Annotated in this window: 16 protein-coding genes; 6 read left to right on the top strand and 10 right to left on the bottom strand. The window is 46.7% G+C overall.

Translation table 11 applies throughout. The features are described 5' to 3' along the window. Positions 1–503: 503 nt before the first annotated feature. From RA156_RS14505 to RA156_RS14530, 6 genes are all read right to left on the bottom strand, one after another. Entirely contained in the window at positions 504–1,769 is a 1,266-nt protein-coding gene (locus tag RA156_RS14505; RefSeq protein ID WP_306641115.1) for an erythromycin esterase family protein, read from the bottom strand. A gap of 49 nt (positions 1,770–1,818) precedes the next feature. Further along, positions 1,819–2,496, bottom strand: a complete 678-nt coding sequence (locus RA156_RS14510) for an ABC transporter ATP-binding protein (RefSeq protein WP_306641116.1) — start codon at positions 2,494–2,496, stop codon at positions 1,819–1,821. Next, positions 2,480–3,409: a hypothetical protein gene (locus RA156_RS14515; protein ID WP_306641117.1), complete on the bottom strand. Its 930-nt coding sequence runs from the start codon at positions 3,407–3,409 to the stop codon at positions 2,480–2,482. The genes RA156_RS14510 and RA156_RS14515 overlap by 17 nt, the downstream gene beginning before the upstream one ends. Positions 3,410–3,491: 82 nt before the next feature. Next, a complete protein-coding gene (locus tag RA156_RS14520; RefSeq protein WP_306641119.1) occupies positions 3,492–3,911 on the bottom strand; it encodes a VOC family protein in 420 nt (139 codons plus the stop codon). A 14-nt stretch (positions 3,912–3,925) separates the two neighbouring features. After that, positions 3,926–4,888: a succinylglutamate desuccinylase/aspartoacylase family protein gene (locus RA156_RS14525; protein ID WP_306641121.1), complete on the bottom strand. Its 963-nt coding sequence runs from the start codon at positions 4,886–4,888 to the stop codon at positions 3,926–3,928. Continuing rightward, positions 4,875–6,317, bottom strand: a complete 1,443-nt coding sequence (locus tag RA156_RS14530) for an ATP-grasp domain-containing protein (RefSeq protein WP_306641123.1) — start codon at positions 6,315–6,317, stop codon at positions 4,875–4,877. Before RA156_RS14530 ends, RA156_RS14525 begins: the two co-directional genes overlap by 14 nt. Before the next feature lie 284 nt (positions 6,318–6,601). Here RA156_RS14530 and RA156_RS14535 point away from each other — a divergent pair, with 284 nt between their 5' ends. Further along, positions 6,602–8,128, top strand: coding sequence for a carbon-nitrogen hydrolase family protein (locus tag RA156_RS14535; RefSeq protein ID WP_306641125.1), 1,527 nt, complete (start codon positions 6,602–6,604; stop codon positions 8,126–8,128). 25 nt (positions 8,129–8,153) lie between these two features. Here the strand turns inward: RA156_RS14535 and RA156_RS14540 are convergent, their stop codons facing one another. The 4 genes from RA156_RS14540 to RA156_RS14555 are packed head-to-tail and all read right to left on the bottom strand — an operon-like array spanning position 8,154 to position 11,671. Continuing rightward, complete coding sequence (locus tag RA156_RS14540; RefSeq protein ID WP_306641127.1) at positions 8,154–8,447, bottom strand: hypothetical protein; 294 nt, start codon at positions 8,445–8,447, stop codon at positions 8,154–8,156. A gap of 1 nt (position 8,448) precedes the next feature. Next, complete coding sequence (locus RA156_RS14545) at positions 8,449–9,417, bottom strand: deoxyhypusine synthase family protein (protein ID WP_306641129.1); 969 nt, start codon at positions 9,415–9,417, stop codon at positions 8,449–8,451. A 3-nt stretch (positions 9,418–9,420) separates the two neighbouring features. Further along, the gene (speB, locus tag RA156_RS14550) at positions 9,421–10,281 is read right to left on the bottom strand and encodes an agmatinase (protein ID WP_306641131.1); all 861 of its coding nucleotides are present in this window, start codon (positions 10,279–10,281) and stop codon (positions 9,421–9,423) included. Beyond that, complete coding sequence (locus RA156_RS14555) at positions 10,274–11,671, bottom strand: type III PLP-dependent enzyme domain-containing protein (RefSeq protein WP_306641133.1); 1,398 nt, start codon at positions 11,669–11,671, stop codon at positions 10,274–10,276. The genes speB and RA156_RS14555 overlap by 8 nt, the downstream gene beginning before the upstream one ends. A gap of 277 nt (positions 11,672–11,948) precedes the next feature. On the opposite strand from RA156_RS14555, the gene RA156_RS14560 reads away from it, so the two are divergent. The 5 genes from RA156_RS14560 (at position 11,949) to RA156_RS14580 (ending at position 22,025) form a co-directional block, all read left to right on the top strand. Then, the gene (locus RA156_RS14560; RefSeq protein WP_306641135.1) at positions 11,949–13,448 is read left to right on the top strand and encodes a T9SS type A sorting domain-containing protein; all 1,500 of its coding nucleotides are present in this window, start codon (positions 11,949–11,951) and stop codon (positions 13,446–13,448) included. Between the two features lie 129 nt (positions 13,449–13,577). Next, entirely contained in the window at positions 13,578–15,197 is a 1,620-nt protein-coding gene (locus tag RA156_RS14565; RefSeq protein WP_306641136.1) for a T9SS type A sorting domain-containing protein, read from the top strand. Between the two features lie 132 nt (positions 15,198–15,329). Beyond that, entirely contained in the window at positions 15,330–16,757 is a 1,428-nt protein-coding gene (locus RA156_RS14570; protein WP_306641138.1) for an MBOAT family O-acyltransferase, read from the top strand. Next, positions 16,757–17,650 (top strand): hypothetical protein, encoded by an 894-nt coding sequence (locus RA156_RS14575; RefSeq protein ID WP_306641140.1) that lies wholly within the window; start codon positions 16,757–16,759, stop codon positions 17,648–17,650. Before RA156_RS14570 ends, RA156_RS14575 begins: the two co-directional genes overlap by 1 nt. 97 nt (positions 17,651–17,747) lie before the next feature. Beyond that, the gene (locus tag RA156_RS14580) at positions 17,748–22,025 is read left to right on the top strand and encodes a T9SS-dependent M36 family metallopeptidase (protein ID WP_306641141.1); all 4,278 of its coding nucleotides are present in this window, start codon (positions 17,748–17,750) and stop codon (positions 22,023–22,025) included. The last annotated feature ends 142 nt before the right edge of the window (positions 22,026–22,167 follow it).

Raw genomic sequence — 22,167 nt, forward strand, 5'->3', positions numbered from 1 at the left:
CAAGTTGGAAAATCAAGTCTAAAGTTGTGCTTTCACTTGTAAATATCCACGGGTCCGCTGGTAAGTCAGTAGGCACATAAATTGAGTTATGATTACAGGATAACTCATAATCAGTATCAGGAGATAAACCCGAAATTTGAACGTGATATTCAAAGGCCCCAAATGGCGCGGGTGCGATATATTTCGAAGTGACTTCTTCAATTGTTACTTCATGAATCGTAAATCCATCAGTCGCAACCAACGTCTCCGTAACACTCTGCCCATAACAATAGGATAAAGAGTAGAAAAGTGCGCATAGCACGAGCGTGCCACGCAGTGTGGTGAAGGCTTTCATAGTTTTGGCAATAAAATTTTAGTTCAATCCAATTTAGGGATAAATTCCATTCATTGGAAATCCTAGGGGGTGTAGGACGACAACTTTGGGGAATGATTCAAGCCTCTAATCGTGCGCTTTGACTAGCGGCGCAAGGGATTCTCTTTCAAGAAGTTGAGAGAGGAATTTTTTATGAACCCTCCTCGCAAACAGGTCGTTGCTTCACCTCCTCATACAACTCCCTATCCAACGTAGAAGGCGTCAACACGCGATGGATAATCAGCAAATCCATGATCTGGCTGACGTCTGTTTTGATGTAGAGGTTGCCGAGCGGACGAGACAACCTTCCTTTGGTGAAGGAGCTGTCTAGATCAATGAGGAAATGATCGCTTTCCGCGCTAGCGAAATCAGCTTCTAGAGAACCTTGTTTAGGTGGCTTCAAATCTTTCTTGCGGAAGAAACCATAACGACCTTCGATGGCGCTGAAGCCGATGGTGATGGCTTTGGGACCGAGTTCATCCTTGACATAGTCTCCCATCATTTGATGGCGCTTGTAGTAGTTGCCCCCCATCAAGCCGTGGGTGGGGTTCTTCATGCGCACGGTCTCGGAATTAAAAATGAAATGACTGGTGGCTCCCCAGCAAATGACCTTCTTTCCGGAGTTGTATCGAAGAAAGTGGAGCAGGTTATCAGCCATCATTTCATCGCGGTTGTCTGTACCTAAGCCCACATCAGAGAAATAGACTTTGAGGTTTTCTGCCACTTGAGTCCATAATGCACTCGCGGGATGAGCTACTAATCGGAGTCGGAGAATTATCTTGTCGAGGTAGGCGATGTCACTGGCTGGATCATTCTTTTTGAAGGAACGGAAATCACGATCTCCGAGGTATTCTAAGTTCGTTTTCAAATGCGCCCAGGAGGCAGAAGTCACTTCGGCTGAATCAACCAAGACATAGAACTCAGCAAACTCTGTTAGGAGACAAGACCGTCCGTAGCGGAAAGAAAGCTGTGGGTCGAAACCAGCAATTTGGAGTGGAGTGCCTGCTTTCATCTGCTCATCGAGGTACGCACTGACGCCTTTGAACTCTTCGCTGTATGGCCAAACTTGATGCAGTGAATTGCATAAGGCGGTTTCAGCATCTAAGCCTTCCTGCATGTCACGCCAGGCACGGTCACAGCCATAAAAGGAACTCTCGAAAGCAAGGACATCAAAGCCCAACTGTTCATGCAGGTACTTGATCAACTTGAGCTTGCTTTGATACACCACCCCCTCACCGTGCGATTGTTCTCCTAGCATCACGACTTCAACACCTTCAAAGAGTGCATCTAGCTGTTTGAAATCATCGAGATTGTAGGCTTCTTCTACCGGACCTAAATCAATAATCGGAGCCGGTGTTTGTGCCGTGAGTACACACGGAAATAGGCAGAGAATAAGGATAGTTGTTTTAGCGGTCATGCCTTAAAGACGAGAAAATGTTCGGGGTATTGCTTTGCGTTCGACCTTATTACTTGATGAGTCCTTTGATGCTTTGGCCCACCACCTTTTGGCGCATCTCTTCCTCCAGTTCCGCGAACTGATCTTGTTTGTAGTGCCCGCTAAAAGACCCATCCTCGAGGAAGTGAATCTCATCGCAAACCCCCGTCAAGGTGGAGAAGATGTGCGACGATAATATAATGGTCTTACCTGCTTTCTTCAGTTCTTGAATCAACTCGGTCACCATGATATTGCTCTCCAAATCCAATCCATTGAAGGGCTCGTCTAAGATGAAGACCTCGTTCTCTTGAAGTAAAATGGCATTTAGGGCGAGCTTCTTTCGCATTCCAGTGGAGTAGGCCGTGACATACTTATCTAATGGTAAGTTGAATAGGTTTTTCCCTTCGATATCAACCTGTGGTAGTCGTCTCGAACTGCAGAGTAGCTGGATGTATTCTCTTCCGGTTATTAAAGGCAAAGTGTAGGGCTCCGTTTGCAAATAGCCTAGATGTTGTTTGAGCTGTTTTGGCGCAGGTGTGACCTCGCCTTCATAACTCTCCAGCCCACAAAGGCAGCGGAAAAGAGTGGTCTTACCCGCACCGTTTTTACCGACGATTCCATGCACCTCACCAGGACCAAAGGTTACGTCAATTTCTTTGAGCACCTGTTCTGTTCCAAATGACTTTGATAGGTTATTGATTCGGATCATGGAGGTATCGTTTTAGAGATTTACGTGCGTTGGCGGATAAGAAGGCCGCAGCCAACGGAATGAGCGGCGGAAACGACACACACAGCGCAATGATCACTGCATGAGGTAGGCTAATCGCATATGGGAAGGCCGCATATTTAGCCAAGACAACCAAAGCGATGAGCAATATTCCAACCGCACAAATGATTCCCCAAACCCACCAATTCTCGGGATAGACAAGGAGGAAAACCAAGGAAAAGGGAGCAATCAATAGGGACGTATTCTTCAACATCACCCCCAACTTCCATTTCAAGAATGCCGACCAAGAGCGATTTGAATTCCAGACGAAAAAATCAGGTTCTGGTGTGGAATAGAAGGAAGCAATCGCCAGCTGAATCGCAACAACACTGCTCACAGCCAAGTTTGGGTTATCCACCCCAATTCCAATCGCGAGCAACACGCCAGCTACCATTAGTACCCACCAAATTCTTCTGAACCCGACCACAAATTCATAGGGTGATTTACCAAATGGAGTTGGGATCGATCGCACATATACTTGTTGGAACGAAAAGAAAGAAGTGACGCAGGTAACAGCTACAAACAATAGGCAGAGTAACCATTCCGCGCTAGCGAGCAAAACGATGAGAAATGGAAGCCCAACTAGACTATTCTCAAGCAATCGAATGCGCTGCCGTTGGCGTTTCCCGAAGTGCAATTCAAGGAACTCTGTTCTTTGCGTCGACATCAACAACGACTGAAAATAGACGCCGAACAAAACCATGAAAAGTCCGGCCCACGCTGTCTGAGCATAGAGCACCATGGTCAAGGTGGTGAAGGCCGCAACCGCCAACAGGGCGCCCAATACTGGGTGCAGTCCGACCTGGCGAATGGCACGTGTGGAGATCTTGAATAACAAGGAGAAATAGACCTTCATTGATTCAAGTATAGCCCAAACGGGAAATTCGGTTCAAGAAAAGTGATGAATGGCGGCCGCGTTGTACTTGCGGCCACTCTTCTTATTCAGATCTGAAAACGTCTCCAGCGTTGGTGAAGGTTTTGAATTCAATCACGTTTCCATCAGGATCTTTGATCATGGCCACGCGTTGTTCACCAATCTCCCCTTCTAGAAACAAATGAGGTTCACTAGTAAATTTAACCTCTGCTTCTTTCAAACGATCAATCATTTGAAGCCAATCAACATTCGACAAAATGACACCCCAGTGGTTCAAAGGCATGCCTGTTCTCGGGTGGGTGATATACTCTTCTTTGCGCGTATCAACGACTACTTTTTGAATCGTCAATTGATGCCCAAAAAAATCATAATCAACCCATGTCATTGCCTCACGGCCTGTTTCGCAACCAAGCAAACCACCGTAAAACTTGCGCGCTGCTTCAAGATCATTTGTCGCAAGCGCAATGTGAAAAGTTCCTTTCATTTTGCTTCAATTATTTATTCATTCTCAATGATTCCTAGATGCAGAATCCTACTTCCTGTTTGACCTACAGGGTGTGTACTTTTACCAATAACGATACCGTCTTCAGGACAGAAATACTCTCGAACTACAGCACCAAATACATCACGTATTGTAGCAACCTTTTCGCCCTTTCGCACCACCTCAGTGATATCTGGATAAACTTCTAGAATACCTCCTCTGTCGGCATAAAGCCAATAAGAGCTTCCACAAAAAACGGCTTCTTCGTCGGCCTGTTCCACTGCCCCTTTGATCATTTGCAGGTGGCGAAGAACATTGAACACTCCCTCGATTCCAGAACGAATCATACCTTTCTGAAAGCGGTTAGGATCTCCGACTTCCAGTGTAATGGCATGAATTCCCAAATCAGAAGCCGCCGAACGCAATGTCCCGTCGGCGCCTTCATTATTCAAGATGATGTCAGCGTTCTGTAGCTCTGCCATTTTTCGCTGGACATCATTCTTCATATTCGCTCGAATGTAAAAGCTGTTTATTCTTCCAAATGAAGCCGTGTGAAGATCGATCAGATAGTCAAATTTGGCGATGATCCTGTTCATGACACGAGCGGCATATACATCGCTCATGTTCCCGTCTTCTCTTCCAGGCATGATGCGGTTCAAGTCTTCATCATCGTTAAATCTTCGTTGTTGATTTAAGATAGCAGGTACATTCACTACAGGTACGCCTACCACCGTGCCTTTCAACTCCTGCCAATCAACTTTTTGCATCAACTGCTGAACCACTCGAAGTCCATTCAATTCATTTCCGTGGACAACAGCCGTGACGCCCATACAAGGTCCAGGTTCAGTTCCCTTTGCTACCATCACTGGAACGTGAATGTCTTGGCCAATTCCATTTGCCACCAAATCCATGAAAAAGTGATGCACGCCAGGCTCCATTGACTCGATGTCGAGGTCATGGATGATTTTATAATTCGCCATTTTCGATTTCTTTAATGAGTGATTCATCGTTATTCAATGACTTAAACAATCTCTTCTTCAATTTTCCCTTTGAGTTGATGAGTTGTTTCGCCATGTTATCGATAGCTACAGTGGCCATAACGGATTGCAGGTAACCATCGATTAGATCGTCCAATCCAATACCCAAGCGGTTGAATCCTTTTCGGTCCATAACCATTAGGCGGGCAACATCTGAAGACCATTGATTGCTGCCCTCTTTCATGCTCAAGTTCGTTCCTAAAACCGCCCAAGAATCCTTACCTGAACCTAACTCTAGGGCCAAAGGCTCACTTGCTCTTCTCGAGTACAATGACAGTGGTCTAAATCCTTCCTGTGTAGCATGGATAATCATTCTAAAATCAAGTGCGTAGTTCAGACCCTTAGCCGTTGGCATCGTTCCGACGTGATACAATTTGCCTCCTGTGAATTCTGAACTCCATGCGTGGTTTCCGATGAGTGACTGAACGATGAATTTGTCATAGTCGAATTCTTGCGCCATGAACAAGTTAAGTTCTTCTTCATTGACGATGGTGAATACCCCTTGACCAGCGTTGCTGTACGGAATTTTCACCACTGCTTTTCCCCCCATCTGTCTGACCCACAGCGGAATCTCAGCCTTTTCTACATCCCAGATTGTTTCAGGAGTAGAAATGTGAAGATTGTGTTCCTTGTATTCAGCATTGAAAAGCTGGTAAGCTTTACTTGCGACCAGCTTATTTCTACCACCTGCAAGGCAAGTTATTACGGGATTAAATACCAAGGTTCGTCCTAAGACAGGTAGGCGGTTCCATGGCTGTTGAGTGACATACCTGAAACATGCTCGAATTGGAGTCCATGCTCCATTTTCATGGACAAACAACACGCCATCTTCGACTTTGAAAAAGTCGTCGCTGGTTCCATCATTGAATACCGGAATCAGGTGTACTTTCTCATGCGTGCTTTGGGCTATTGCTTTCGCATAACCACTGGCTTCCATGTAGTTCTTATCGTAGAGTACTGCCAATTCCCCTTTGATCGTGCGACGTTGCTTCAAGAAAGGGACAAAGGTTTTTTCAACGTAAGTCAGGTACCCTCCCATTTCTTGGTAATCATCCAGAAGGGGCATGCTTTTTTGACCGCTAGGTGACGAATTCGTTTCAATGACTACCATCTTACGGTTTCCCGCATCGGTGGCACAGTGTATCAAATCCGTTCCAGAATGGGTAAAGTAACGTGGCACGTAGCCGAGTAGATCACGTACGACATTGGCCTCCACATTTGGGTGCAAATGGCAATAACGTTTGACGATCTGCTCAGGGTTCAAATTCAAGAAAAAAGCCACCATAGGGTGGAGCGTCGCATTCAACGCTGAAGGGTACCAGTGATCTGCGGGATCAAAGGTATCCGGTGTTACCGTCTCAACCTTTCTCACAGCTTGTAATTATGTTCGTGATTCTTATTTCGAAAGGGCTTTCAATCAAGTTTTCAGAACTGAGCACCTTACAGATATAAAACGGTGCATTCCTCGATTGAATTCCGGGGGAAAAGTACTTCCAAAATCAATAACTCCAAGCATTTTTTATGTTTTTTTTCACCACCTAACCATCTGTTACAGTGCAGATTAAGCGGCTTAGCATTATATTTCTTCGATTAGGTAATTTGGATATTGCCAAATCGTACCTTCCTCCCGCTAATTTTCTATCATTTCTGATCTCTATGAATCCAGGAAATATTGATAAAGTAGAGTTAGTCTTTCTTAAATCTGAAGACTATCTCGAGATCAAAGAAGTCATGATCGAGGCCTATACGGCTATGGCTCAGTCTTATTGGAAACAACGTCAAATTGAACGACTACTAGACATTTTTCCAGAAGGACAAGTCGTGATAAAAATTGACGGGGAGATCGCTGGTTGTGCCCTCTCCATTATTGTAGACTATGAATCTTTTGATGACAACCATACCTACAAAGAAATCACGGCGGATTACACGTTTGATTCTCATACACCAGAAGGAGATACTCTATACGGAATCGATGTCTTCATTAAGCCAAAGTTCCGCGGACTTCGCCTAGGGCGGAGACTGTATGACTACCGGAAGGAGCTATGCGAGCGTATGAATCTAAAGGGAATTGCCTTTGGTGGACGAATCCCCAATTATCATAAGTACGCAAAAGCGCTTTCTCCGAAACAGTACATCGAAAAAGTGAAGAGAAAAGAGATTCACGACCCTGTTTTGAATTTTCAAATCAGCAATGATTTTCACCCCTCTAGAATTCTTCATGGTTACTTGGAAGGTGATGCGGCTTCCCAGGAATTCGCCGTACTGCTAGAGTGGGACAATATCTACTATGAGCGTCCGAAAAAATCGGCTGCCACGAAGAAAAGTGTCATTCGCCTAGGTCTGGTACAATGGCAAATGCGCACCTATGATACCCTTGAAGCGTTATTGCAACAAGTGGAGTATTTCGTCGATGCCGTTTCCGGTTATCGATCGGATTTTGCTGTCTTCCCTGAGTTTTTTAACGCGCCACTCATGGCGAAATACAATCACTTATCTGAACCTGAAGCTATCCGTGAACTTGCCTCGTTCACACCGGAAATCAAACAAAAGCTCTCCGAGTTATCCATTTCGTATAATATTAACATCGTCGGGGGAAGCATGCCTGAACTTGTCGATAATAAACTGTACAACGTTGGTTATCTCTGTAAACGCGATGGTACCATCGAACGCTACGAGAAGCTTCACGTCACTCCGGATGAAGCCAAAGTATGGGGAATGCAAGGCGGACAAGAGTTGAAAGTATTCGACACCGATTGTGGAAAGGTCGGTATTCTTGTGTGTTATGATTCTGAATTCCCTGAACTCAGCCGATTACTGGCTGATGATGGGATAGAAATCTTATTCGTACCATTCTTAACGGATACCCAGAACGGATACTCGCGAGTTCGTAACTGCGCCATGGCAAGAGCCATTGAGAATGAGTGTTATGTCGCTATCGCGGGAAGTGTAGGGAATTTACCAAATGTGCACAATATGGATATTCAGTACGCTCAATCCATGGTGCTTACACCCTGTGATTTTGCTTTTCCGAGTAATGGAATCAAAGCTGAAGCAACACCGAACAACGAAATGATTTTGATCGCAGATGTAGATATAGATCTGCTAAAAGAGCTGAACAAGTTCGGGAGTGTCCGAAATTTGCGAGACCGAAGAACCGACGTTTATCGGTTGACAAGAATATAATGACCCCAGAAATGGGGTCATTATATTAATCATCGTCTTCAGAATCTGATGACTCATAATCGTAATCATCAGACTCACTAAAGCTATCTAACGTGAAATCGCCGTCTGTGTGGTCATCAATAGCTTCAAGCATTCTTGTATCTATCTTGAATAGATAAAGAAAATCATCCGTCTTGATCTCAAGACCTCTGAAGCTCGAACCATCCGCTTTGCGGAAAGTGATCAAATCCTCAATCTCAAACCCTTCAGGGTATTCTGCTGCTATCAGGTCTAGGTGACGCTTTTCGATTGAGTTGTAGTCTTTAATTACTCTTTTCATGCTATCGATCTAATAACCAAGAAAACACTAATGGCGCCACGATCGTAGCGTCAGATTCAATAATGTATTTCGGTGTATCAATGCCCAGCTTACCCCATGTGATCTTTTCATTCGGGACCGCTCCCGAGTAGCTTCCATAACTCGTGGTGCTGTCTGAAATCTGACAGAAATATGCCCAAAGTGGTACTTCCGGACGATCCATGTCTTGATGCAACATGGGTACGACACAAATTGGGAAATCTCCGGCGATTCCACCTCCAATTTGGAAGAACCCAATGCCTTTGTCATCTGCTTCTTGCGTGTACCATTCAGCTAACCACATCATGTATTCAATTCCAGACTTTGTGGTGCTTGGTTTCGTATCGCCCATGAGGCAGTGCGCTGCGAAAATGTTCCCTAGCGTGCTGTCTTCCCACCCTGGACAGATAATCGGTAGGTTCTTTTCTGCCGCAGCTATCATCCAAGAATCCTTCGGGTCGATTTCGTAGTACTGTTCGAGTACTCCTGAGTTGAGTGCTTCGTAGAAGAATTCATGCGGGAACATGCGTCGGCCTTCGGCCTCAGCCTTCTTCCAAATATCAACCATGTGGCCTTCTAGACGACGAAAAGCTTCGTCTTCTGGAATGCAGGTATCGGTGACGCGGTTCAGTCCGCGATCAAGTAGTGCTTGTTCATCTTCAGCTGTCAAGTCGCGGTAGTGAGGAACGCGCTGGTAGTGGCTGTGTGCCACGAGATTCATCACGTCTTCTTCCAAATTGGCTCCAGTACAAGAGATGATATGCACCTTGTCTTGGCGGATCATTTCGGCCAGTGTTTTCCCTAACTCCGCAGTACTCATGGCACCCGCGAGAGAGATTAACATCTTCCCACCTGCTTCCAGGTGACGCTCATATCCTTTGGCCGCATCTTTAACGACAGCGGCGTTGAAGTGGAGGTAATGCTCCTCAATAAAATCTCTGATTGCTCCCATAACTCAGGAATTAAAACAGTACGAAAGTATCTTGTAATACAGCTTTGCAGCTAAGAAATCTGAAGGTTTGCTGTGTTCATTTGCAGCCAATTCCACAATGTCGAATCCAACCACTTTACCGGTCTTGCAAAGGGCCTTGAGCAAGCGCAGCACTTGGTACCACCCCAAACCTCCAGGTTCCGGTGTTCCGGTATGTGGAACGATCGATGGGTCGAAACCATCGAGGTCAATGGTAATGTAAACGTGGTCTGTGCACTTGGCTAATACTTCGCTCATCCACTCAACATCCGGACGATGGTTGCAATCATGGGCCATCCAGGTCTTGGATAGATCCATGTGCTCCTTCTCCGATACATCCATGCTGCGGATGCCTACTTGCAAAAGATTCGTGTTGTAGCGCGCCCAGTGCAGGGCACAGGCGTGATTGCATTCGCTGCCTTCGTAGGTCGGTCGTAAATCGGCATGAGCATCAATTTGGAGGACGGTGAGTTCTTCGTATTTCGCAGCATGTCCTTGGATTGATCCGATGGAGATTGAGTGTTCACCCCCGAACAACGTGATCATTCTATGCGATTCGAGTGAAGCGTCGACTCTTCTTCGCACCTCATCGGTCATGGCTTCAGGAGATCGGTTCACGGTGACGTCTGGGGCAAGCCAAATTCCTTGGCGATACACCTCGCTGTCTGTCTCGATATCGTAGAGCTCCATGTTTTCGGCGGCTTCCAAGAAGGCTTCCGGACCATGATCAGCTCCTTTACCCCAGGTAGACGTGCCATCATAGGGTACACAGATCAATTCTACCGCTGCCGATTCCGCGCTAGCGAATTCAGCAGGAATACCAGCAAAAGTGCGCTCCTTATTCATAGCCTAAGATCTTTAGCATGTCTTTGCTTTCTTGCTCTTCACCAAAGACTTCAACCGTCAATTCGCCCTTTTCATCGCGATCAATCAAGATGTGCTTTGGCCCTGGAATCAGACAGTGATGGATTCCACCATAACCGCCCAAGGTGTCTTGATAAGCTCCGGTATTGAAGAAGGCAATATAGAGGTCTTTTTCTTTGGAATACACGGGTAAATAAATGGCGTTGACGTGTTGTTCAGAATTGTAGTAGTCGTCGCTATCACAGGTCAAACCACCCAAGAACACACGCTCATAGGGCTTCTCCCAGCCATTGACCGGAAGCATCATGAAGCGCTTATTGATCGCCCAACTGTCGGGCAAGGTGGTCATGAAAGAAGAGTCGATCATGTTCCATTTCTCACGATCGTTTTGTTGCTTTTGATAAAGCACTTGGTAGATCATACCTCCAGACTCTCCTACTGTGAATGAGCCAAATTCAGTGTAAATATGTGGAATGTCAACGCCTTCTTCTACACAGACGTTTTTGATCAACTCGATAATGGCGTCGATCATGTAGTAATAATCATAATCGAAGCCCAAGGAATTCTTGATGGGGAAACCACCTCCGATATTTAGACTGTCCAGAGTTGGGCAAATACGCTTCATCTCACAGTATACCTTGAGGGTCTTGGAAAGCTCATTCCAGTAGTAGGCAGTATCGCGAATTCCAGTATTCACAAAGAAGTGCAACATCTTCAACTGAAGATTGGCATTGCTCTCTTGCATTTTCCGATAGAAAGGTAGGATTCGCTTATAGCCAATTCCTAACCTCGAAGTGTAAAACTCGAATTTTGGTTCTTCTTCCGTGGCAATGCGAATACCGACTTCCATCGGTTGTTCGATGTGCTTGCCGAATAGCTCCAATTCAAAATCATTATCAAGAATTGGAAGAATGTTATTCATTCCGCCTTGAACGAGTCCGTTGATTTTTTCAATGTACTCCTCTTCTTTGAATCCGTTGCAAATGATGCGTTGGTTGTCAGAGATCACCCCCTTCTTTCGCAGGGACGCCACCAAGTCAAGGTCAAATGGAGATGAGGTTTCTATATGCGCTCCGGCTTTCACTGCCGTCTCCAAGACAAAACTAAAATGGGAGCTTTTTGTCACATAGCAATAGTGATATTCCGCCTTGTAATCGTGCTTATCCATAGCGGATTTAAACCAGCCTTTGGTTCGTTGAATATTGTGCGCGATTCTTGGTAGATAATTGAATTTGAGCGGCGTGCCGTACTTTTTCGCCAAATCCATTAGAGGAATGTCGTGGAACTGAAGATTCCCTTCTTTTCCGAAGGTGAATTCTTCTTGGGGCCAGTCGAAGGTTTGTTCAACCAGGTCGATGTATCGTGTTTTCATGGGAAATGTTGAGTCGATTCTAAAGATGTTTACCAAACACTTGCACGTAGCAAGGATGGGTCCTCTCGGATCACCGACTCAGAGTCTAATGGGCAAATAGCACCACACTGGCACAAACCACTCATGGAGTTGGGCCAGCAGAACAGAGGTCATATGGATGCTACGTGCTATCATTTCGCAGTGCAATGTTAGAACAAAGATTCTTCAGTTTGACAGAATTCGATTTCAAATCAAAAAAATTTGAGATTACTATCTTGGGACTACTAAAACCCAAACTATGAAAACCTTAATCACCATGCTGAGCGCATTGCTACTCAGTAGTTTTGCCTTTTCCCAAGCTACCGGACTAAGTGTAGATGTCTATGCCGTTCATGACGGAATGGTTGGTACAACCGATCTTGCCGGTTACCAAACTTATCGCGTTTATGCTGAGTTTACTGATTCAAGTGATGAACTCTCAGCTTTGTATGGTCTTCTCATGGACGATGACCAACCTGACGAACAAGATTTGCTTATCTCAACCAACGGAAGTTGCTTTGACCATGACATGGGTGGCTTCACCCCGACCCACTCATGCAACGACTACGCTATGAATCCGGAGTTGGAATATGACACCTATTACACCCTGGATGCCACAAGCTCTTGCGACCCAGAAGACGTGGGTGCCTATCCTACAGTGCCAAGTATCATCCCATCTGCAGTTTGTAATAGTATAATAGATGATGGTGTGATTACAGCTTGGGATCCTGTTCCTGTTGGAGATGACCATCGCGTTCTTATTGCACAGGTAACTACAGACAGCTTCTTTGGCATTAACCTTTGCCTTCAAGTCTTCAACGACAACTGGGATGACGAACAACAAGAGTGTTTTGAGCTTCAGAATATTCTCGGCGGGTGCACAGATCCTACAGCAAGCAATTATGATGTCAATGCCACCGTCGATAATGGTACGTGCATGATTCCAATGGTTTTCGGTTGTCTTGATTCTGAGGCATGTAACTATAATGCAGAGGCCAATGCAGATGATGGTTCATGTGTATATCCTGGCTGTATGGATGCGAATGCTTGTAACTTCAATTCAGACGCTGGATGTGACGACGGAAGCTGCACCTTCCCTGGGTGCGACGATGCAGAAGCATGCAACTACGACGCTGCCGCTGGTTGCGATGATGGGTCATGCACTTACCCAGGTTGTCAAGACATTCTTGCATGTAATTACGATGCCGACGCCGGATGTGAAGACAATTCACTCTGTGACTATATGGTCACTTATTCCGTTGGAGGGGCGACTGACGTAATTGAAGCTTCTATCGTCACTTATGATTATCAAGAAACAGCAGAATCCACCTACGCTTGGGAAATCGAAGGGGGTACGGTTGATTCAGGACAAGGGTCTGCCTCCGTACAAGTGCTATGGGGTGAACCTGGAAACGGAATTGTACGCGTCATTGAAACCGATGCCACAGGGTGTATCGGTGAAGCCGTTGAAATTCAAATCACCATTGATCCAGATTTGAATGTACTCGAAACAGATCAACTGAACATGATTTTGTTCCCTAACCCAGCTAACGATGTAGTAACCATTCAAGTGCCTGAAAACCTCAAAAACATGCCGTTTGAAATCGTGAATGTGGTTGGCCAGCAAGTGCTGAATCTGGGCAATCTCCAACGACAGCAAGAGCAAATCGATGTGAACATGCTTGCTACGGGTGTTTATTTTGTCAAGGCGACGAACGCCAACGGACATTTCACCCAACGATTGGTCATCAAACGATAATTAACTTTCCAGTTATAGATAAAGGCGGCTCTTTCAGTCGCCTTTTTCATTGCATGCAACCAAGCGCCTTTCGTCTCGGTCCTTTAAATAGGAATCCAACCATAAGGTTCCCGCAGAAAACCACAAACTATGACTGTCTCTACGAATGGATTCGTTCCAAAAGCGAAGGTAATTGCCGCTATTCTCTCCTTTTTTCTACTCAGTATTTCTTCGTTCGCCCAAGAAGGGTGTACCGACCCTTCAGCCGCAAATTTCAACCCCTTTGCCTCCGTTGATGATGGCTCATGTGCGTATGCTGGATGTATGAATGAATTCGCATGCAATTATGACGCTAGCGCGGAAGTGCCTGGTCCTTGTGAGTACCCTTCATGTAGTGATCCTGAATCAAACAACTACAACCCCAATGCACTTTGCTTTGATGATGAGCTCTGTCAAGGATTGACCATCCCATATTTAACGGCCGTCACAGACACAGTGCACCAAGGCATGGTGGGAACAACTGACCTCACGGGCTACATCACTACACGGTTGTACTTGAATCTTGTCGAAGAAGCTCAACTAGCTGCGATGTATGGATTAATCATGGAAGACGAGAACCCTGATGAAAACGACATTAACGTCGAATTCGAGTGTGATTGCTTCGACCATGAGTTAGGAGGCTTGCTTGCAAATGATCATTCTTGTCTGTTCTACGACTCATTCCCTGAACTTGAGTTTGACAGCTACTTCACGATTAATCAAGAGAACTCGTGTGATCCAGGGTTTACAGCTGAAGCGGTGACTGTTCCATCTGGGTTCAATGAAGACTTCTGTGATACATGGATCGATGACGGTGCCATCTTTACCTTGTTCGATTCAGAAAACTCCTATGCAGACGAAAACAATCAAGTATTCGTAGCGCAGGTGACGACTTGCGGCAATTTCGAAATGGGGTTTTCGGTTCAATATTTCGTCGAAGGTGAGGTTGATGGGGGTGGAAACCCAACGCCTATGATGAATTATGTTTCCATCAGCGTTCAATTCGGATGTACCGACATCGAAGCCCCAAATTTCAACCCCTACGCGAACAGCGACGATGGCTCATGTGAAGCTCCGTTAGTAGAAGGTTGTACTAATATTTTTGCGTGTGACTATGACCCAGAAGCTGAACTGGCTACGGCCTGCACTTACCCTGAATGCAACGATATCAACGCGTGCAACTATGTTTCTAATGTTGAGTGTTCTGATAGTGCCCTCTGCTTGTACCCAGCCACTGGAAACCTTGCTGGCGAGGCATTCCCGCTTCTCGAAAACACATACACCTACACTTACGACGGCGATCCAAACGGCGACTATGAATGGCAAGTTACTGGAGGGACTATCGTAGAAATGCCTGCGCCGAACGTCATTGTAGTAGAGTGGGATGAACTTGGTCAACAAATCATCACCGTCCTTCACAACGATGGTGACTGTCCTGGATTTGGTCCTTCGTTCGATGTATTCGTAGACCAAATCGACAACGTAGATCTACTAGAGCAGGAAACGCTCAATGTCTACCCTAATCCAGCCCATGAACTCCTCACCTTCGAGGTTCCGGAGAACTACATTGGCATTGCTTACACCTTGACATCAACCAACGGCAAGGTGGTTAGACAAGGCGTCATTAACAGCACCCGCCAGGTCATCAATGTTACAGATCTAGCCTCCGGCACATACTTGTTGACCTTAGATCAACCGATTGTGGTTCCGGTGACAGTCGTAGTTCGTTAACCTCACAGGCGTTAGGCGTTAGGCGTTAGGCGAATGAACGATATAACCATTCGTTCCACATTCTACATTCCACGTTCAACAACGCTAGCTTCACTCTGCTGAGAGGAAATTTGTTCTTTTGCGAACGAAACGATGCTGTTTAACTCGCCGGAATACCTGCTCTTCTTGCCTTTGGTCTTTGCCCTATACTGGGCATTGAACAAGCGAAATTTGCGGTGGCAGAATGTGCTGCTGCTGGCGAGCAGCTACTTCTTCTACGGTTGGTGGGATTGGCGTTTCCTTTCTTTGATCGCTTTCAGTACCGGAGTTGATTACTTCGCTGGGATCTACACTGAAAGGGCCCAAGGAAGGACGAAGAAATTCTGGCTTGGACTGAGTTTGACGGTCAATTTGGGGATGCTTGGGCTCTTCAAATATTTCGATTTCTTCGTTGATTCATTACGTGAAGGTCTGGCTAACGCCGGAATAGCTTGGGAAATGCAATCGTTGGAGTGGGTGCTACCGGTGGGGATCTCCTTTTACACCTTTCAAACGCTTTCATACACCATGGACGTTTACCGTGGGAAGCTCAATCCAACGCAAGATTTCATTGCTTTTGCTGCCTTTGTGAGCTTCTTCCCGCAGCTTGTTGCTGGTCCGATTGAACGCGCAACACACCTCATCCCTCAGATTAATACCCGCAGGAAGTTCAGCTATACACAGGCCCGAAACGGACTGCGATTAATCCTCTGGGGCCTTTTCAAGAAGGTGGTTATTGCAGACACCTGTGCTCGCTATGTTGACCAAGCATTTCAGCTGTCTGAGCATCAGTCGGCGACTACATTGATCCTTGGAGCCGTGCTTTTTGCTGTTCAGATTTACGGTGATTTCTCCGGCTATTCTGATATCGCCATTGGAACAAGTAAGCTCTTTGGAATAGAGCTAATGTCGAACTTTCGCTTCCCGTATTTCTCGCGCAACATCGGTGAATTTTGGCGACGTTGGCACATCTCCCTGTCAACGTGGTTCAGAGACTATTTGTACATCCCATTAGGGGGTTCTCGCGTCTCCAAAAGCAAAGCGATTCGCAATGTCTTTATCATCTTTTTAGTCTCCGGATTCTGGCATGGGGCGAATTGGACTTTCATTGCCTGGGGAGGAATTCATGCAATGTTATTCATCCCTTCCTTCATCAGTGGAAATAATAGAAAGCACCTCAGCAAAACCATCGCTGAAGGACGACTATTCCCTTCGTTTCGAGAACTAGGAGCGTTGCTTTACACCTTCATTGTAGTCACCCTGGCGTGGGTTTTCTTCCGCGCAGATAGTATTCAAGACGCGCTTGACTACCTCAGCGGTATGATCGTCGGCGAATGGAAAGCGCCGGTGCGTTTTGCCACCTCATCAACACTTTTGGTTCTCTTCCTTTTCGCAATGGAATGGCTTGGAAGAACCAACGAACGTGCCCCCTTCCGTTTCATCCCAAGACGCTGGATGCGATGGGGCCTCTATTGCTTGCTCGGTTGGCTCGTGTTGAAAGGCCTGTACAATCCGTCTAACTTTATTTACTTCCAGTTCTGATGGGTAAGTTGGTCAAAGAAATAGCGCTCTTTATTGTGTTCTTCGCCCTCGCGGGCGGAACGCTAATGCTTCCTGGATTCTTCCATGACGGCTACGAAGATGCCTTCTTCGGTTCACCTCGCGCTGGTGGGGCAACGAACCTAAGAATCCCTGAATTCGACTCCCTACTCATCGCGGAGGAAACCATAGACTACCTGTTCGTTGGATCAAGTACATGCTACCGCGGAATCGATCCTTCAGTCATGTTTGAAGACGAGGTCATTGCCTACAACCTATGTTCGTCGTCACAGCAAATCATGAATGCTCGTCCACTTGTAGAATGGGCGCTCGACCATACTCAAGTCAAGCATTTAGTCATTGACATCCATCCTGAGATTTGGCCATTAAGTGGTGTGGAACCAGCACGAGACCATTTACGAAACAACAACCTTGTTGGTAACGAGACCTTCTTCGATATGGCGGCAACCACTGGGGATCCGTACACCATGTACATGTGGTCATATTTCTCTTTGCGTCGTCATTTCGAGCCTCTCGAACCCATGCATGCCAAGCGGGATGAATACCTCGGAAAAGGATTTGTCTATTCAAATAACCAACCGGCAGATTCCTTGGTCTGTGAAGAGATGTTTGAAGACATGAACCTTGGCTGGAAAGACTTGAAAGCCCTGCGATCATTGGTTGAATCGATTGAATCACAAGGTGGTAAAGTGACCCTCTTGGTACCGCCAGTCAAGTGTTTAAGCTCATTTGAGCTTCCAGAAGACCTAGCGCATTTGAAGGTAATTGATGGACGTGAATGTCAGATTCCTGACTCACTGTACTACGATGAGAACCATATGATCGGCGCTGGAGCACACTTATACTCCGCATGGTTAGCTAAGCAGCTGAAATAAGCTCCTTATACCTAGCATTCCCAGCATTTGGCGAAGTTCCTCGGTATCAATACGATATTCTCCGTATCTTAAGGCCTCGTTTCGAAAACTAACCAATATGCGCTTTAAATTGACTGTGGTACTAGCAGCTTTGCTAGTAAGCGTGGGTATGCTTGCTCAAAATTCCGAAGGAAAGATCAAGGATGAGATCCTGCGGAATGGATCCAAAGAAAGACTTACAGAACAAGATATTCGTTCTTCAGTGCTTCTCAGAAGCATTGAAAACAAAGTAGGATATACCTACCACTACATGCAGCAGCATGTAGACGGAATCCCTGTACACAATGCGATCATGAACGTTGTGCTGACGCCAGAAGGTGTGCTGCGTAGTGTGAACGACACGTACGTAGCGGGAATCGATCGTTCGATTGGTGTGAGAGCGCCGGGAATGACCCCAGAAGCGGCTCTCAATGCCGCGGCAAATCACCTCAAGGCAGGAACGGCTTCACCTTCAATTGTTGAATCTCCGCAAGGTGCGGAACAGAAGGGTAAGTTCACTGCGGCAGGTGTTTCCCTCGAAGAAATTCCATTCCAATTGGTTTACACTCCAATCGAAAATGGTCAGGTTATCCTCTCTTGGGAATTTGTGATCCGTACACTTGATCACCAGCACTGGTGGCAAATTCGCGTAAACGCGAGCAACGGAGACTTCCTAAGCAAAAATGACTGGATCACAACGTGTGGTTTCGGAGACGAAGTGCACTCACACAATGCAGAATGCGCTAAGGTAGAAGGACGTAACCCATTGCTCACGCCTGCTTCACCAGCATTGCCGTTGGCAAACTCTTACCGTGTTTACGAAGAGCCAAAAGAATCGCCATACGATGGTGACCGCACACTCGTAGCTTCTCCATGGAACGCTAACCTGACTGCTTCTCCTTTCGGATGGCACGATACGGACGGTGCTTCTGGAGCAGAATTCACGATTACGCGTGGTAACAATGTCTGGGCGCAAGAAGACCGAAACGGTGATAACGGAACTGGTTTCTCTCCTGATGGAGGCGCATCCCTCGATTTTGATTACGCTCTTGACTTGACCCAGGCTCCTGTGACTTACCAGGAGGCGGCAATCACAAACCTTTTCTACTGGAATAACCTCGCACACGACGTGCTTTACAACTACGGTTTCGATGAGGCCAGCGGAAACTTTCAGGTAAACAACTACGGCAATCCAGGACTCGGAAACGACGAAGTTTTGGCGGATGCTCAAGATGGATCAGGTGTGAACAACGCCAACTTCGGAACACCACCTGATGGACAACAACCGCGTATGCAGATGTTCGAGTGGGACGTTGCTCCTGCCCCAACATTCACGGCAAACGGTACAGCTTACAATGCCATCACTGCTGCCTTTGGTGCACAAACAGGTTCTTGGTCAGGCGAACTCGCCTTGGCTGACGATGGCACTGGAGCACCAACAGAAGCGTGTAGCGCACTCATCAATGGTGGGGACGTATCTGGAAAATTCGCTTTGATAGACCGCGGCTCATGTAACTTCACTCAGAAGGTATTGAACGCACAAAACGCCGGTGCCATCGGTGTTGTTGTTGTACAAAATACAGGTGATGCTCCATTCTCAATGGGTGGTGCAGACGCGACGATCACCATTCCTGCCGTGATGGTTTCACTGGCTGATGGAAACGCAATCAAAGCAGCACTTACTTCGGGAACAGTAAACATTGTACTCGACCTTCCAAGCGCAGTGAACCGAGACAGTGATCTAGATAACGGAGTAATCGCTCACGAATATGGGCACGGAGTGTCAAACCGCTTGACTGCAGGTGGTGACATCGTAAGCTGTCTTTTCAACACAGAGCAAATGGGTGAAGGATGGAGTGATTACCTCGCTCTCATCTTGACGATGAAACCAGGAGATGCAGGAACTGACGCTCGTGCGATTGGTAACTACTCGCTTGGTGATGGACCAGCAGGACCGGGTATTCGTCCGTTCCCATATTCAACGGATCTAGGTGTCAACCCAATGACCTACAACACGATCAACTCTGTGAGTGTACCTCACGGTGTCGGTTCAGTATGGTGTACAATGCTATGGGACATGACTTGGCTCTTAATCGACCAGTACGGATGGGATCCAGACCTGTACAATGGAACGGGTGGTAACAACATCGCTCTCCAACTTGTGCTTGAAGGAATGAAGCTTCAGCCATGTTCTCCAGGATTTGTGGATGGACGTGACGCGATTCTACTCGCAGATCAAATGCTTTACGGTGGGGCTAATGAGTGTCTTATCTGGGAAGCATTTGCTCGCCGTGGTCTTGGTGCCGGTGCCGATCAAGGAAGCTCTGGTAGCGTAGCTGACGGTGTTGAATCATACGACCTTGGAGGTGCATGTGTACTCAACATCTCAAAGACTTCAGCGGAAACAATGGAAGCTGGCTCGAACATGGTTGTGACAGTGGAGGTAACGAACAACACTGACGCTGATGTAACGAACGTTCAGATCACAGACGTGATTCCAGCAGAAGTAAACTACGTTGGTGGTTCAGCTTCATGTACAGCGAACTTCAGTGCAGGTACGTTGACTCTTGACCTTGGAACGATGGTTCCAGGCCAGACGATCGTATGTACTTACGAAGTATCAGCTCCGGCATCGCCATTCTCAATCATCAATTTCCAAGATGATCTGGAATCTGGAACCGCCGCTTATACCACTAGCGAAGTGGGCATCTACTCTTGGGCACTTAGCTCGAACCGAGTGAACAGTGGCGCGAACGCATGGTTCGCCTCAAACCCTGGAGAAGAGTCAGATCAATACCTTGTCTTACCAAGCGTATCAGGTATCACAGCTCAGACATTCTTGAGCTTCTGGCACCTGTACAACACAGAGCTGAACTGGGACGGATGTGTTCTTGAAATCTCTACAGATGGAGGTGTCAACTTCACAGATGCAGGCGGACTCATCACCCAAAACGGATACAACGGAACCATCAATACCAATCCACAATCAGCGATTAGCGGACAAAGCGCATGGACTGGTGGTAGCGGGAACTTCATTCAGACGATTGTTGATTTGAGCAGCTTCGCTGGACAGACCATTGACATTCGCTGGAGATTCGCTTCTGACCAATTCGTTGCGGCTGAAGGGTGGTATGTAGATGATATTTTCATCGGAGACGCACTGATCGACTTCACAAATACCGCATGTGTTTCAAGCACTGAGACGTCTACTTACTGTGACTCTCAGTACACGATGATCCTAGAAAACGTAGCAGGAGTTGAAGGATGTACCGATCCGACAGCGTGCAACTATGATCCAGCTGCCAACCAAGACGATGGAAGCTGTGAATCACTGAGCTGCGCAGGTTGTACTGATCCAACGGCATGTAACTACGACCCTACTGCTACCATCGATGACGGTGGATGTCTCACGTTCGACGAATGTGGAAACTGTGGTGGTACGGATACTTCAGGGTGTACTGATGCTGGTGCATGTAACTACGATCCAGCAGCTGACTGTGATGACGGAAGCTGTGAATTCCTATCATGCGCTGGATGTACTGACCCAACTGCTTGTAACTACGATGCGACAGCAACTATCGATGACGGTGGATGTCTCGCACTTGATGAGTGTGGAAACTGTGGTGGAACAGATACATCAGGGTGTACTGACGCTGGTGCATGTAACTACGATCCAGCAGCTGACTGTGATGATGGAAGCTGTGAATTCCTAACGTGTGCAGGGTGTACAGACCCAGCAGCATGTAACTACGATGCTACAGCAACGATCGATGACGGTAGTTGTCTCGCATTTGATGAGTGTGGAAACTGTGGTGGAACAGACACCACGGGTTGTACAGACCCATTAGCATGTAACTACGATGTTGATGCTGATTGTGATGATGGAAGCTGTGAGTTCGCAACATGCCAAGGTTGTACTGATCCTATAGCATGTAACTACGATCCAACAGCCACTATCGACGATGCAAGCTGTCTACTCCCAACAACGTGGTACGCTGACAACGATAATGACAACTTCGGTGACCCAGACAACAGTTTGGAGGCATGTACACAACCAGCAGGTTACGTAGCTGACAACACTGACTGTAACGATAACAACAACGCCATGTACCCAGGAGCTCCTGGAACAGGCGAAGACATCGATAATAACTGTGACGGCTCTATAGAAGGCGCAGAAGCTGCCCCATGTCTAGGAGACTTCAATGACGACGGCCTTATCAACGTAGCAGATCTCTTGATCTTCCTCGCTGACTTCGGCTGTACCGAAAACTGTATCGCAGACATGAATGGTGATAACGCCGTGAACGCAGGAGATATGTTGATCTTCCTTGGGGTGTTTGATTCTGAATGTCCTTAAGAAGGCATAAGGCTTAGGGCGTATGGCTTTAGGCTTTTACAAATTGATATTAATGGGCTCCTGGCGGAGCCCATTTCTTTTACTAAATCATGCCTTCAAGAGTCAGCAACTTAAGCCATAGGCCTTAGGCCATAAGCCTCTT

The organism is Sanyastnella coralliicola, assembly GCF_030845195.1.
In the GTDB taxonomy this organism is placed as follows: Bacteria; Bacteroidota; Bacteroidia; order Flavobacteriales_D; family Sanyastnellaceae; genus Sanyastnella; species Sanyastnella coralliicola.

Bases quoted from the DNA above. Each gene is read 5' to 3' on its own strand.
- RA156_RS14505 (WP_306641115.1), bottom strand. From the start codon at position 1,769: ATGACCGCTAAAACAACTATCCTTATTCTCTGCCTATTTCCGTGTGTA.
- RA156_RS14510 (WP_306641116.1), bottom strand. From the start codon at position 2,496: ATGATCCGAATCAATAACCTATCAAAGTCATTTGGAACAGAACAGGTG.
- RA156_RS14515 (WP_306641117.1), bottom strand. From the start codon at position 3,409: ATGAAGGTCTATTTCTCCTTGTTATTCAAGATCTCCACACGTGCCATT.
- RA156_RS14520 (WP_306641119.1), bottom strand. From the start codon at position 3,911: ATGAAAGGAACTTTTCACATTGCGCTTGCGACAAATGATCTTGAAGCA.
- RA156_RS14525 (WP_306641121.1), bottom strand. From the start codon at position 4,888: ATGGCGAATTATAAAATCATCCATGACCTCGACATCGAGTCAATGGAG.
- RA156_RS14535 (WP_306641125.1), top strand. From the start codon at position 6,602: ATGAATCCAGGAAATATTGATAAAGTAGAGTTAGTCTTTCTTAAATCT.
- RA156_RS14540 (WP_306641127.1), bottom strand. From the start codon at position 8,447: ATGAAAAGAGTAATTAAAGACTACAACTCAATCGAAAAGCGTCACCTA.
- RA156_RS14545 (WP_306641129.1), bottom strand. From the start codon at position 9,417: ATGGGAGCAATCAGAGATTTTATTGAGGAGCATTACCTCCACTTCAAC.
- speB (WP_306641131.1), bottom strand. From the start codon at position 10,281: ATGAATAAGGAGCGCACTTTTGCTGGTATTCCTGCTGAATTCGCTAGC.
- RA156_RS14555 (WP_306641133.1), bottom strand. From the start codon at position 11,671: ATGAAAACACGATACATCGACCTGGTTGAACAAACCTTCGACTGGCCC.
- RA156_RS14560 (WP_306641135.1), top strand. From the start codon at position 11,949: ATGAAAACCTTAATCACCATGCTGAGCGCATTGCTACTCAGTAGTTTT.
- RA156_RS14565 (WP_306641136.1), top strand. From the start codon at position 13,578: ATGACTGTCTCTACGAATGGATTCGTTCCAAAAGCGAAGGTAATTGCC.
- RA156_RS14570 (WP_306641138.1), top strand. From the start codon at position 15,330: ATGCTGTTTAACTCGCCGGAATACCTGCTCTTCTTGCCTTTGGTCTTT.
- RA156_RS14575 (WP_306641140.1), top strand. From the start codon at position 16,757: ATGGGTAAGTTGGTCAAAGAAATAGCGCTCTTTATTGTGTTCTTCGCC.
- RA156_RS14580 (WP_306641141.1), top strand. From the start codon at position 17,748: ATGCGCTTTAAATTGACTGTGGTACTAGCAGCTTTGCTAGTAAGCGTG.